This is a genomic window from Fredinandcohnia quinoae, from assembly GCF_022427965.1.
Lineage (GTDB): Bacteria > Bacillota > Bacilli > Bacillales > Bacillaceae_L > Ferdinandcohnia > Ferdinandcohnia quinoae.
In genome coordinates this window covers 29,386-43,129 of sequence record NZ_JAKTTI010000017.1, presented here as the reverse complement: position 1 = coordinate 43,129, position 13,744 = coordinate 29,386, and the positions used below count along the sequence as shown (strand labels likewise).

General features: G+C 37.8%; 10 protein-coding genes. 8 read left to right on the top strand and 2 right to left on the bottom strand.

Annotated features, from left to right (window positions below; translation table 11 throughout):
* Positions 1–13 precede the first annotated feature (13 nt).
* From MJG50_RS11700 to hprK, 6 genes are all read left to right on the top strand, one after another.
* Positions 14–1,780 (top strand): serine/threonine protein phosphatase, encoded by a 1,767-nt coding sequence (locus tag MJG50_RS11700; protein ID WP_240255918.1) that lies wholly within the window; start codon positions 14–16, stop codon positions 1,778–1,780.
* Between the two features lie 20 nt (positions 1,781–1,800).
* Complete coding sequence (locus MJG50_RS11695; RefSeq protein ID WP_240255917.1) at positions 1,801–3,084, top strand: normocyte-binding protein; 1,284 nt, start codon at positions 1,801–1,803, stop codon at positions 3,082–3,084.
* Complete coding sequence (locus MJG50_RS11690) at positions 3,081–3,770, top strand: iron-dependent peroxidase (protein ID WP_240255916.1); 690 nt, start codon at positions 3,081–3,083, stop codon at positions 3,768–3,770. The genes MJG50_RS11695 and MJG50_RS11690 overlap by 4 nt, the downstream gene beginning before the upstream one ends.
* 15 nt (positions 3,771–3,785) lie before the next feature.
* Positions 3,786–6,431 carry a molecular chaperone gene (locus MJG50_RS11685; protein WP_240255915.1) on the top strand — a complete coding sequence of 882 codons (2,646 nt, stop codon included), beginning with the start codon at positions 3,786–3,788 and terminating at the stop codon, positions 6,429–6,431.
* Positions 6,432–6,456: 25 nt separating this feature from the next.
* Positions 6,457–7,236 carry a DNA and RNA helicase gene (locus MJG50_RS11680; protein ID WP_240255914.1) on the top strand — a complete coding sequence of 260 codons (780 nt, stop codon included), beginning with the start codon at positions 6,457–6,459 and terminating at the stop codon, positions 7,234–7,236.
* A gap of 141 nt (positions 7,237–7,377) precedes the next feature.
* Positions 7,378–8,304, top strand: coding sequence for an HPr(Ser) kinase/phosphatase (gene hprK / locus MJG50_RS11675; protein ID WP_240255913.1), 927 nt, complete (start codon positions 7,378–7,380; stop codon positions 8,302–8,304).
* 46 nt (positions 8,305–8,350) lie between these two features.
* Here hprK and ahpF read toward each other — a convergent pair whose 3' ends face one another.
* The gene (ahpF, locus tag MJG50_RS11670) at positions 8,351–9,880 is read right to left on the bottom strand and encodes an alkyl hydroperoxide reductase subunit F (protein ID WP_240255912.1); all 1,530 of its coding nucleotides are present in this window, start codon (positions 9,878–9,880) and stop codon (positions 8,351–8,353) included.
* 15 nt (positions 9,881–9,895) lie between these two features.
* Entirely contained in the window at positions 9,896–10,465 is a 570-nt protein-coding gene (gene ahpC / locus MJG50_RS11665) for an alkyl hydroperoxide reductase subunit C (RefSeq protein WP_240255911.1), read from the bottom strand.
* A gap of 519 nt (positions 10,466–10,984) precedes the next feature.
* Here ahpC and codB point away from each other — a divergent pair.
* Together codB and MJG50_RS11655 are read left to right on the top strand one after the other, a co-directional pair.
* Positions 10,985–12,217, top strand: coding sequence for a cytosine permease (gene codB, locus MJG50_RS11660; protein ID WP_240255910.1), 1,233 nt, complete (start codon positions 10,985–10,987; stop codon positions 12,215–12,217).
* A gap of 37 nt (positions 12,218–12,254) precedes the next feature.
* Entirely contained in the window at positions 12,255–13,523 is a 1,269-nt protein-coding gene (locus MJG50_RS11655; RefSeq protein WP_240255909.1) for a cytosine deaminase, read from the top strand.
* Positions 13,524–13,744: the final 221 nt, after the last annotated feature.

Below are 13,744 nucleotides of genomic sequence, written 5' to 3'. Positions count from 1 at the left end.
GCTGGAAATTGCATTGAGAAAGGAAAACAGCAAGTTTGAAACGGCATTCCTGTCCGAAGCAGGGAGTTCCATTCACAATAAAGATTATTTTGCCTTCGTTGAGCTTGATGATTTTGCATGCTGGGTGATTGCCGATGGGCTTGACACGGATCAGGAAATTGAAAGTGCAGAGCTTGCGGTGAAGACAATCATTGGCAAATTTCTCGAAAAACCAACGATGTCGAGACGTAAAATAAAAAAGTATATGCGTACAGCTCACAAATTACTTCAATCTGAAAGCAAGCGTTTCCGACTAAAAGCAAGCCTTACGATGGTTGTGTCGAATTATTCAAAAATGGTCTGGGCGGTAGCCGGACATACACGCTTGTATGTGTATCGAAATGATGTTCTATTTCAAAAAAGCAATGATTTAAGTCTGGCTCAAACATATGCGGATGAAGAGAAAATCTCATTTGATCGAATAGATACACATGATGAAAGATATAATTTGCTGACATATATGGGAATGCCTAGTGAATTCAATCCATTTGTATCAAAGAAAATACGGTTAAATGACGGAGACGCTCTTCTATTGTGTACGGCAGGTCTTTGGGAGAATGTTGAAAGCACTGAAATGTTGGATGCAGTCAATGAGGCCAAAGGTGGCCAGAAGCTAGTGGATACACTTGAGGAAATTATCTTAAGCAAGCAAAAACAAAATGTATCAAACTACACGGCTGCTGCAATTATGGTTGACAAGGTCTTTCAAGAGGACCCGAAGAAACGAGCAAGGATCTTCAAGCGGATAGCACTTATCTTAATTCCGATTCTCTTACTTGGAGGAGGAGGAGCATTCTTCATGGTGAAGAATGCCCAACAAAGAGCACAATGGGTCGCTGATATGGCTGAATATAGCCAAAATGGAGACACCTATTTAGAAGACAAAGACTATGCAGCTGCTGCTAAGGAATACAGTGAAGCCAAAAATGCCGCAAAAAGGATAAAGGATCCGATTCACCGTGAGTTATATGGGAAGAAACAAAGGGTTGCTCATTTGGTTGCTCAAGGTGACTCGATGCTTGCAGAGGGCGATTATGTGAAGGCAATTGAGTTCTATGAAAAGGCGAAAAAGGAATCGAAGTCATTAAAACAATTTGACAAAAAAGATTTAGAGGCAAAAATTGAACAGGCTTCCAATGTGCAAGGTGTATTGGATTCAATGAAAGAGGCAGACTTGAAGCTGGCAGCGAAGGATTACGTTGCTGCACTTGCCATTTTTGAAAAGGCGAAGAAAGCTGCGATTGAAGTATCTTACACAAACGGTCAGAAGCTTATTCAAGAAAAAATGGTGGATGCTGAAACGAGAATAGCAGAAATAGAACGTGAATTAAGAAAGCTTGATGCAGAAAAGCTTGAAAAAAGCGGGGACCAAAGTGAAAAAATGAATGATCTAGAAGAGGCGATGACAGCTTTTGCAGGGGCTCAAGAGATCTATCAAGAAATTGATATGCTTGAAAAGGTATTAGCAATGGAACGTAAGATGGCAAAGATTCAAGAGACAATGAAAACGGAACGATCAGAGCAAGAGATAGAGACTCAGGTGATGGACGCAGAGCGTTTGGAGAAAAAAGGGGATGGGTTTTTAGCGACTCAAAATTATGGACAGGCAATTGCTTCCTTTTCAATGGCACAGCAGCTTTATCAGGAGGCAAGTCTAATTGATAAAGCGATGCAAGCTGGTGAAAAGAAAGCGTTGGCGCAACAGGAACAGGCCCTTCAACAAGCTGGAAATGAAGAATAAAGGAAAGGGGGTCACATAACATGTCATTAAAGGATATTGTACAAGATCGAATCAACCAGATGGAGGACTTGGAGCAGCGCAAGCAATTGAAGAGTATTGTTTCGGGATTATTTACGAGTCTTGCTACCTATCAAGAAGAAATGAATGCGAGATTAGAGGATCGGATTTTTAGTGAAATTGTTGATTCTGAGGAAATGCATACGATTTATGTAACGATTTGCCCTCGTAAAGATATTGATCCAATTCATGACTTTCTCTATCCGATGCTTGAGGAAGATTTAGCTGTACCTGTCTTACATCCAAAGAGTATCAATATGGCATTGAGTGAAAAACGAGACATATTTTTATATACCCTTTTCCTTGCTTGTGATTATCCAATGATCCAGAAGTTGATAGCTAACAAGCCATTATTCCAAGGGAAAATGATCACGAATAAAGGTGAATATAGCATTGAGGTTGTCCTGCAGCAAAGTCAAAAGTATCTTTTGGAAATTGAAAAACTATATATATCCTTTTTAAAAAGTGCCCTTTCCTGGAAAACTGTTAATCATCCATATGCTAATAAGTTTTTTGATATTCATTTACGAAGTATGAATGGTGAACTGCAGGAAGGTGAGGTAGTTCAGGAGATATCCATACATTTACAAGAATGGGACGCCTTTAAACGAACAGATATTATTCCTCTCTGGAATATTCAACGCTTGAATATTACAACCGCTGGGTTTCCATTTCCAGCACTTGACCGAGTCAATTATGAGCATAATCTTTCCATTCAAAAACATGGAACAGGAAATGGTTATTTGATAGATTCGGAGGAAACAAATATAAGATTTATGAAGCGACTACCAGAGTCCTTAGTGGTCGTATCTCCAGTAGAGGAATCAAAACAGTGGAATATTATTAAAATCACCCAACCAAAAGAGATAAATGAGACAGACTATCCGTATACTCTTGTTTCAAATAAGAGAAAGGATCGTTTCCTTAACCGTTATGCTAATCTGCAATCTAGAACCATCAGAACTAAAGGGGAATTATTCAGAATGATCGATTCATTCGAAGCAGCTACAAGTTTGAAGCTAATCGACCTTACTGTTATTGAAGAAAGGGAAAGAGAATCAAATACATATGATATGAACCCTTTTGTAAGTGAAAATATAAGAATTGATCAAAATAAAAAGGTGCTACGAATAACCTTTGATTCTGAACTAGAAGATGATTATCTCATTTATGATTTAATTAGTTTTCTTGTTTCTGAGATACAAAGTTTTTTCCCAGAGTATCGTTGTGAGGGTGTCTTGAAATGAATTACATTTGGGATCTAGTAATCAAGGCAGAGAGTGCTGGGTTACAAAGGAAGGATCTAACTTTTACTCCCGCGACTATCTACTCACCATATATGGAGCTTAGCTATGAGCATTTAAATACGCATTTGATTGAATCGAATGTTGAAATCAATCCATATTATCGATTCCACTCCATATTCCATCAATTATTAGATATTAATTTCAACGAAAGCCAGGAACTTAGATGGACACTATTTGATATCGTCACCCATCTACTCGTCGAAATTGATGTCATGCAAGGTATGAGCAGAAGGGAATTCTATATTCACTTTTTAATGAATGACATTCAATCGGGAGTATATGGGGAAGAGGTTACGCACGATTTTTCATATTTTCAGCGGGTAGAGAAGGAGATCATTGCAAACAATATTCTTCGTCTTCATGAAACCGGTGAGACAATCTATTTATTAAAGGATTCAATCAGTCAAATTTTTAAGAGTACAACGGTATATGTCAATTGTGATGAAAAAGATGAGCTGCTTATCTATATTGGTCAGAAGGAAACGGAAGAAGCAATGGCAAAAATGAAACTAATCATGAATTTGTTTTTACCGATTTCGTACCATGTTGAAATGTATTGGCAGTATCATTTTGGAATCATTGATATTGAGAAAACGATGCGTATTGACCGAATTGCGCTGTATTGAGGGGGGCGATTAGAGATGGGAAGCTATTCATACAAACTGTATCAGGGTACAGAGAAAAGACGAAGCAATCTAACATACACACGGGAAGAGCTCGAGGAAATGACAACATTTCACCTTAGAAATATTTGTTATAAGGAGAAGCTTGTCGTTGGAATGATTTACAAACTAGATCGAAATGGGTTAATCGAGACGATTCTGAGATATTTAGGCGCAAAGGAGCATCTTCTAATCAATGACTTTAAAGATGGCGGATTTCAAAGGCTTGAACAGACCTTAAAAAACTATTTGCGAACGCCACTTTCAGATCAGCATAAAATACAGGTTCCTGCAAAGCTAACATTATATAAGGGATTAAAAATGGATAGACGGGATCAATATCGTGTTGAAGCTGGCAGTGGAATTGGCGTATCAAATGTGTTGGTCATCAATGAAAAGATGGAGTTATGTGGAATATTGACTCTTCGACAAGACGTGGAGAAGCCAGGAAGCTTTGTCCTAATGACTTCAGGACAATTGGAAATGAAGGAAACGAATAATCAACAGTATAGTTTACTCTTTTTTCGGAAAGAGGATTCTGATTACTTATATAAGGCATATTATCAAGATCGCGCATTGCCGCCTACAAATCTACGGTATTATCAAATTCCAGTTGAAGAACTTGAAATTCGTACACTAGAGTCGACAAAGGCTGTTCTTGCTATTGATTTTGGCACATCGAATACGACAGCAGGGGCGTACCTTGATGATGATTATGTGCTGCTTCCAAATGAGCAAGATATCATAATGGGGAGAATACGCCCAAATGCAATTAACTATATTTCCTTTCCACAAGTAATGGAGAAGGAAGAGGAATGGATTGAGCTATTGCCGACCGTTATCGCAGTGATTAATTGCGAGGATCAGGAAAATATTCAATATAGTTATGGATTTGAGGCATTGAAAGCAATGAAAAAAAATGGCTTCAGTAGTCATGCAACCGTATTCCATGGAATAAAACGATGGGTCAATGATTATTTGAAGGAAGAAGAGATTATGGACAGCCATGGAAATACAGCAAAGGTCGCCCGAAAGGATCTACTTCGCTCCTATTTGAAGTACATTATTGGAACAGCTGAGCATCAGCTGAAATGCCGCTTCAATCATTTGCATATTTCAAGTCCAGTCAAACTTAAGTCACAATTTCTTGATATGTTTCAAGCTATATTACCAGAATATACGATCGAAACGGAACAGGCATTAGATGAAGGAATGGCAGTTCTGTACAATACGATTGCGAATACGATTGAGAAGAATCAATTTTTAGATGAAGAAGAGTATCACGCTCTCGTGATTGATTGTGGAGGAGGTACAACAGATCTATCCTCATGCAGATTCCAAATTAGGGATAATCGAATTTCGTATAAGCTTGATATTCATACAACATATGAGAATGGTGAGACGAATTTTGGTGGAAATAATATCACCTACCGTATCTTTCAATATCTGAAAATTTCATTTGCACACTATTATTCTAAAAATGGAAGGATTCTAGATATTGACCAATTAATCGAGATCCCAGGGGCAGACATATTCCGACATGTAGACGAATTCGGTGTAAATTCAGTCTATGAAAGGCTAGAACAACAGTATCATCAAGTAGAGGGTATTCTGCCAACGAAGTTTAAACTCTTTGAAAATCGAAGCCGTGAAGAATACCAGCGAGTCCGCCATAATTTTTACTTTCTATGGGAGCTCGCAGATTCCATGAAGAAGGAATTCTTTCGTAAAACAGGGGTTGTCCGAAATCGATTCCATTCAGAGGAAGGAAATCTTCATGAAAATGATCTACTCGTGACAGCTGTGGATCGCTGGTTCCTGTCAATTATTGATAATGAGCAATTCAATGATGTGTATGACTATCCTGATATGGTCTTCAATATTCAAGAAATGAATCACCTAATAAAAGCAGATATTTATGAAATCGTCCGAATGTTCCTTGATGACTTTTTCCAAGAGGGTCGACTTCAGCATTATTCCATCATAAAGCTAACTGGACAGTCCTGTAGAATTGATGTATTTCGCGAAGCACTCAAAGAGTTTGTCCCAGGAAGAACGATTGAGTTTCGACAAAAGTCTGAGGAGCAAGGTAAGGTTCCAGAATTGAAATTAGCTTGCCTACGTGGTGCGATTCGGTATATTAGCGATCGAAAATTAGGGAAGGTTGAAGCAAGTATTACAAATGATGCTCCGATTACTCCTTATTCAGTGAGTGCGTACACACACACACAAGTGGAAAAGGTGCTAATCAGTTCATTAAAACGAATGAGTGTTGTAAGGGGATCGATATCAAGACCGGTGACTGTAAAAGAAGTTGAATTTTTCCTTCGTGGCAATGAAGGCGATATCAGAAGGAAATTAATATATTGGAATGATAGTAAAAGCTATACACCCGTTCTTTTTGAGGAAATTAAAGAAACCTTTGGCGATAAAATCCCACAGGATGAGACAGATACGATTGGAAATGGTGAGGTTAAGTTTTTTGTATTTGCGGATGAGAACAATTGGGGCTTTCATCTTCTGCCAATTGCTAGGGAACACGAACAGCTCTATTGGGCAAAGAAACATTATTTTGCCTTTGAAAATGAATTATCCGAGCTTGATTTCTTTAACGGGATGAAGTAAGAGCGCAAAGAAAGGGGGAAAAGGCTTGCCAACCAATTTTTATCCTACCTTTCAAAAAGGACGGATTCTGAAATTAGAAATGCTAGAGCAACTGCGTGACTATCCTCGGCATTTGATGGACATTTATTATCAGGATTATTCAGATGGAATCATAACAGGAGCAAATGTCATTGTCAATGAGAATAGTAGTCTAACCGTAACGAAGGGAATCGTCAAACTTCATGGTCATCTCTATTATATTGAACAAGATCAAAAGATTGGATATGAAATTTCCGGGAATGAAACCATTATAAAGATGCGCTTCCATCCAGAGAAAAAGGAGAAAGACTTTATTAAGTATCAAACAGAACTTCTTCTAGATGAAAATACAGAGATCCTGCCAAATGAGCTTGAGCTTGCACGTTATAAGTTAAAAAAAGGTGCACGTTTAAGGTCAGACTATCAAAACTTTGAGGATTTTTCTACCGAATTTAATACTCTTAATGTCATTCATACCCCTTATGCTGGCATCGGTCAGAGCACGATTCATCCAATTATTCAGCGCTATTTTGCGAAAGAGGTGCTGAGGCTTGGAGGCAAGGTAATGGAGGATATGATGATTGCCATGCTTTGCCTAAATAATGAATCAGTTGAACGAGAAGTGTACCTTTATTATTTGGCAAACCGCTTCAGCTTGGACTATAAAGATTACTCTAATCTGCAAATACATCGTTTTTTGGTTCGTATTTTACAAGAATTAATGGGAGGAAGTCCTACAAGATCTACGATGGGCGGAACTGGAAGGAAGAGAATCCTTGTTGATTAACATTTGTAATCTACTAGCTTGTACCGATTGAATACCCTAGACGAAATGTTTGGGGTATTTTCATTTTTTTAATGGGTGACGATTCCAGTATTCTTAAGTATAATTCAAATAAAGATGGGCATTGAGGACGGTGAGTATAGAGTGAAAAAGATAACAGTTGAAAACGTAGTTCGTACATTTTCATTGAAAATAGTGGCAGGTGAGAGTAAGCTGCAGAAGGTGATTACACAATCAAGGGTGCATCGTCCAGGCCTTGAATTTGTAGGCCACTTTGATTTTTTTCCAACAGAGCGAGTGCAAATTTTAGGGAAAAAGGAAATTACCTATTTACATAAGTTAAGTAAAGAGGAGCGGAAAATCCGAATCGGAAATATTGTTAAATATCATCCACCTTGTTTTATTGTTACAGCTGGTGAAGAAGGGCTTACTTATTTAACACACCATTGCATTCAAGAAGGTATCCCTTTGTTAGTAACAAAGGAGCCTGAATCGACTTCTGAATTTATTACAAAATTGGATGCTTATTTGGTGAAGGAATTAGCACCGGAAATTGCGGTACATGGAGTTTGCTTGAATGTGTCAGGTATTGGGATTTTACTTCGAGGTCAATCAGGGGTAGGAAAAAGTGAGACCGCACATACGTTAATTCGCAGAGGACATAGGTTAGTTGCTGATGACATTGTTGTCTTAAAGAAGCTAAGTGCTCAGACAATTCTTGGTACACATGATGAGAAAACGAGAGAATTTTTAGCCCTCCGCAGCATAGGACTGTTGAACGTAGTTCGCTTATATGGTCGTAAGGCATTTCAAGATGAAACTCGTATTGCTCTTGAGATTAATTTAACGAAATGGGAAAAAGACGCCTTATACAATGATTTAGATCAAGAATTTCACCATACTGATTTTATGGGTGTTAAGATCCCATCTATTGAAATTCAATTACAACCTGGACGTGACGTAGCGGGGTTAATTGAGGCTGCGGCAAATAACTGGTACTTGAGACAGCAAGGATATATTGCAGCGGAGGAATTTATGAGCAGGATTGAGGCGGAGAACGCAAGTAAGTAAAAAAAGCTAGAAAAGACATATCAATTCGTCTTTTCTAGCTTTAATTTTAATTACGGATTAGATAATCAAATGCACCTAATGCTGCAGTTGCACCTGATCCCATTGAAATAATGATTTGTTTATAAGCACTGTCCGTACAGTCACCTGCTGCAAACACACCAGGGATGTTAGTAGCACCATGCTTATCTACAACAATTTCACCCATTCTTGTACGTTCAAGTGTTTCACCTAACCAATCAGTATTAGGAACAAGACCGATTTGAACGAATACACCTTGTAATTCAACATGATGTTCCTCGCCTGTTTCACGGTCAACATAGGTAATACCATTTACTTTATCAGTACCGGTAATTTCCTTTGTTTGTGCATTCTTAATAACTGTTGCATTTGGTAGACTGTTAAGACGATCTTGAAGTACAGAATCTGCTTTTAATTCTGATGCAAATTCAAGAACTGTTACATGTTTTACAATACCTGCAAGGTCAATAGCTGCTTCAACACCGGAATTCCCACCACCGATTACTGCAACGTGTTTTCCAGTAAATAATGGACCATCACAATGAGGACAATATGCTACACCTTTGTTCTTGAATTCAGCTTCACCAGGAACACCAACATTACGCCAGCGAGCACCAGTTGATAGGATAACAGATTTGCTCTTTAGAACAGCACCGTTTTCTAACTCAACTTCAATAAAGTCCTTCTTCTCAAGACTTTTTGCGCGCTGTAAATTCATAACATCAATGTCATACTCTTTCACATGCTCTTCAAGACTTGCTGCAAGCTTAGGACCTTCTGTACGGCTTACACTGATAAAATTCTCAATGCCTAATGTGTCCATAATTTGGCCACCAAAGCGTTCAGCTACGATACCAGTACGGATACCTTTACGTGCTGCATAGATAGCTGCACTTGCTCCTGCTGGTCCACCACCAACAACAAGTACATCATATGGATCTTTGTTAGCGAATTCTGATGCATCTGGAGCACTGCCGATCTTCGCAAGAATTTCCTCTAGTGACATACGACCACTGCCAAATTCTTCACCATTAAGGAATACGGTTGGTACTGCCATAATGTCTTTGCTCTCAACCTCTTCTTTGAAAGCTGCACCATCAATCATTGTATGTGAGATACCAGGATTAAGAATACTCATTACGTTTAATGCTTGCACAACATCAGGACAGTTGTGGCAGCTTAAGCTGATATAAGATTCAAAGTGATACTCGCCCTTAATCCCTTTTACTTGATCAATGACTTTCTGGTCAACCTTTGGAGCTCTTCCACTTACTTGTAGAAGTGCTAAAACAAGTGAAGTGAATTCATGTCCAAGAGGAATTCCGGCAAATGTTACACCTGTGTCTTCGCCAATTCGATTGACGCTAAAGCTTGGTGTTCTTTGTAATTCAGTTTTCTCAACTTTAATATTGGCTGACATGGAGACTAATTCGTCTACTAGTGCCATCATATCGCGAGAAACGTCATCGTTTCCCGCGCTTACTTTAATTAGTACTTCGCCTTCCATCAATTCAAGATATTGGGCTAATTGAGCTTTAATATCTGCTTCTAATATCATTTGTGGTCGCGCTCCTTAAATTTTCCCTACTAGATCAAGGCTTGGCTTAAGTGTAGTCGCGCCTTCCTTCCATTTTGCTGGGCAAACTTCACCTGGGTTGTTACGAACGTATTGTGCTGCTTTAATCTTGTTAACAAGAGTACTTGCATCACGACCAATACCGTCAGCATTGATTTCAGCAGCTTGAACGATACCGTCTGGGTCAACGATGAAAGTACCACGTTGAGCAAGACCAGCTTCTTCATCAAGTACGTCAAAGCCACGAGAAATTTTTTGAGAAGGGTCACCAATCATAACATATTTGATTTTACCAATCGCATCTGAATGATCATGCCATGCTTTATGAGTAAAATGAGTATCAGTTGAAACTGAGAATACTTCAACTCCAAGACCTTTTAGAGTAGCATATTCGTTTTGAAGATCTTCTAATTCAGTTGGGCAAACGAATGTGAAGTCAGCTGGGTAAAAGCAAACAACACTCCATTGACCTTTTAAACTTTCATCAGAAACCTCGATAAATTCACCACTGCCAGCATCATATGCTGAAGCTTTAAATGCTTGTATTTCTTTTCCGATTAGAGACATAGTAAAATTCCTCCTAAGATATATTTATAATTATAGAATGCTTGTCCAGTGCAACTGGGAAGCGTATTTTCTATAATTATTCCTTATTTATATTTATTATTATATAGTATTGATAATATTTGTCAACGAGAACATAATAATTATTTTAAATAAGATATTAATTTACAGTTACTGAGCTTTTCTGCAAAGGTTAGAGCAATAGAGGTGAGCATTCTAAAATTTCTAATCCATATTACATTATATAATACTTCCAAATGTACCATTTTTTATTCATTGACAACAAATTAGTTTCTTGCAATAATAAGGACAATTAAATATGGGTACCTTTAATTCAGTCCTGAGAGGCTGACAAGGACAGCGGAAGTTTATAACATTCATGGGATGCATAGATAGGTGCAGCCTGTGTGTATTGTAAATGAATGGGGTTTATTGTCAGATGATGGCGATAAACCCCTTTTTGTTGTTTTGTACAGGCTTATTAAAGGATCAATTACAAAACAAAAATTTGGGGGAATATATATGGAAAAGGTAGACTTAGAGTTTTCATTACAACCTGTACCACAGAATAATAGAACTGGATTTTGGAAAATTCTCGCTGTTATGCTTGGTTTTACATTTTTTTCAGCAAGTATGTGGTCTGGTGGAACGTTAGGTAATGGCCTATCATTTATAAATTTTATTTGGATTGTCCTAGCTGGTAATTTAATTCTTGGTGCTTATACGGGTGCACTTGCTTATATTGCAGCAAAGACGGGGTTATCTACTCATTTGCTGACTAAGTATGCTTTTGGTGAAAAAGGCTCTTATTTATCTTCTCTTTTGTTGGGTGTTACTCAGGTCGGCTGGTTCGGTGTAGGGGTTGCCATGTTTGCTGTTCCGGTTCAAAAAGCAACAGGTCTTAATGTATATGTATTAATTATTATTTCAGGAATTTTAATGACTATCACAGCGATCTATGGAATTAAAGCACTTGCTATACTGGGAGTTGTTGCTGTTCCATCGATTGCAATTTTAGGGAGCTATTCTGTTTTTGAGGCTACTGAAACAGCTGGTGGGATTCAAGGACTTTTGGAATATCAGCCACTTGAAGCAATGGGGCTAGCATCTGCGTTAACGATTTGTATTGGCTCATTTATCAGCGGTGGGACACTGACACCAGACTTTGCACGATTTGCTAAAACAACTCGTTCTGGAGTAGTTTCAACAGTAATTGCATTCTTTCTTGGGAATTCATTAATGTTTTTGTTTGGTGCTGTAGGAGCGATTGTCTATAATAAATCGGATATATCAGATGTTATGTTTTTACAAGGTTTAATCATACCGGCTATCATTGTTCTGGGCTTAAATATATGGACAACTAATGAAAATGCTTTATATGCTTCAAGCTTAGGGTTCGCTAATATTACGAAAATCTCAAAAAAGAAAATTGTTATCTTTAATGGTGCTGTTGGGACAATTACAGCGATGTGGTTATACAATAATTTTGTTGAATTTTTGACTATATTGGGATCAACATTGCCTTCGATAGGTGCAATTGTATTAGTCGATTATTTCTTATTAAAGCGCGGCAACTATAAGCCGTTTGAAGACATGAAGTTTAAAGCGGTAAATTGGCTAGCAATTATTGCGTGGATCGGCGGAGTTATTGCTGCGAACTTTATTCCTGGTATACCACCGATTAATGGTCTTATAGGTACAGCAGTTCTTTATGTTATTCTAATGAAGTGGGTACCACAGCGTGAAGATTCGTAATAATAGAAATTGAATGCAAGAAAAGGTGGGTTAATCAATGATTATTAAACAAGCAAAGCTTAGGGGCAAAGAAGGATTATGGAATATTGTTGTACAGGATGGAAAGATAAGTAAGGTGACACAAACCTTAGATGAAGTATCTGATCATGAAGTAATCGATGTAGAAGGAGCACTCGTTCTTCCTCCGTTCATTGAACCACATATTCATTTAGATACAACATTAACCGCGGGTGAACCAGAGTGGAATATAAGTGGTACCTTGTTTGAAGGAATTCAAAGATGGTCACAAAGAAAAGAAACATTAACATTTGAAGATGTTAAAAATAGATCAAAAACAGCATTAAAATGGCAAATTGCCCAAGGGATTCAACATGTCCGTACTCATGTAGATGTGACAGATCCAAAATTAACAGCATTAAAGGCAATGCTTGAAGTGAAGGAAGAGATGGCTCCTTATGTAAATATTCAGCTAGTTGCTTTTCCACAAGAGGGTATTCTCTCTTTTCCAAATGGAGCTGAACTATTAGAAGAGTCATTGAAGATGGGTGCAGATGTAGTTGGAGGAATCCCTCATTTCGAATTTACCCGGGAATATGGTGTGGATTCATTAAAAGTGGCGTTTGATCTAGCGGAAAAATATGATCGATTAGTAGATATTCATTGTGATGAAATTGACGATGAACAATCCCGATTTGTTGAAGTGGTTGCAAAGGAAGCATATGAGCGTGGAATAGGTACTCGCACAACAGCAAGTCATACAACGGCAATGGGCTCTTATAATGATGCCTACACATACAAATTATTTAGATTATTAAAGCTTTCTTCTATTAATTTTGTATCAAACCCACTTGTAAACATTCATCTTCAAGGAAGGTTTGATACATATCCGAAACGTAGAGGTCTAACTCGGGTAAAAGAGCTGCAGGAATCAGGGCTAAATGTTTGCTTTGGGCATGATGATATTTTTGACCCATGGTACCCACTGGGAACTGGGAATATGCTTCAAGTATTGCATATGGGAATTCATGCTTCACAATTAATGGGCTATGAACAAATCATAAACTCAATTGACTTAATTACTACAAATAGTGCCAAAACGTTACAAATTGAAGAAACATACGGAATTGAAGAAGGGAAACCTGCAAATTTCATCGTTTTATCTGCAGAAAATGAATATGAAGCAATTCGCAAGCAGGCAAAAGTCAGATTCTCTTTCAGAAACGGTAGAATAATTGCTGAAACGAAGCCGACTGAAACAACAATTACATTGGATCAATCAGTAGAGAAAGTTGATTTTAATAAATGATAGATATTTCAGGCATAGTCTTTTGGGGCTGTGCCTTTTTTTAGCTTTAAAAATACTTTCCCATATGCATAAGTGCTACTATAGACAGATGTTTATTGAATAAAAAATCTCTTTTGTAAACTGCCTTAGAGCTTGAAGAATGAACTAATTTATCAAAAATTCCTTTCACATATAATGAAGAAAACCATCTATTGTAATATCCTGTTGTTATTTAATTTGGT

Excerpts from the sequence above, each read along its gene's own strand:
- MJG50_RS11695 (WP_240255917.1), top strand. The coding sequence starts at position 1,801 with ATGTCATTAAAGGATATTGTACAAGATCGAATCAACCAGATGGAGGAC.
- MJG50_RS11690 (WP_240255916.1), top strand. The coding sequence starts at position 3,081 with ATGAATTACATTTGGGATCTAGTAATCAAGGCAGAGAGTGCTGGGTTA.
- MJG50_RS11685 (WP_240255915.1), top strand. The coding sequence starts at position 3,786 with ATGGGAAGCTATTCATACAAACTGTATCAGGGTACAGAGAAAAGACGA.
- ahpF (WP_240255912.1), bottom strand. The coding sequence starts at position 9,880 with ATGATATTAGAAGCAGATATTAAAGCTCAATTAGCCCAATATCTTGAA.
- ahpC (WP_240255911.1), bottom strand. The coding sequence starts at position 10,465 with ATGTCTCTAATCGGAAAAGAAATACAAGCATTTAAAGCTTCAGCATAT.
- codB (WP_240255910.1), top strand. The coding sequence starts at position 10,985 with ATGGAAAAGGTAGACTTAGAGTTTTCATTACAACCTGTACCACAGAAT.
- MJG50_RS11655 (WP_240255909.1), top strand. The coding sequence starts at position 12,255 with ATGATTATTAAACAAGCAAAGCTTAGGGGCAAAGAAGGATTATGGAAT.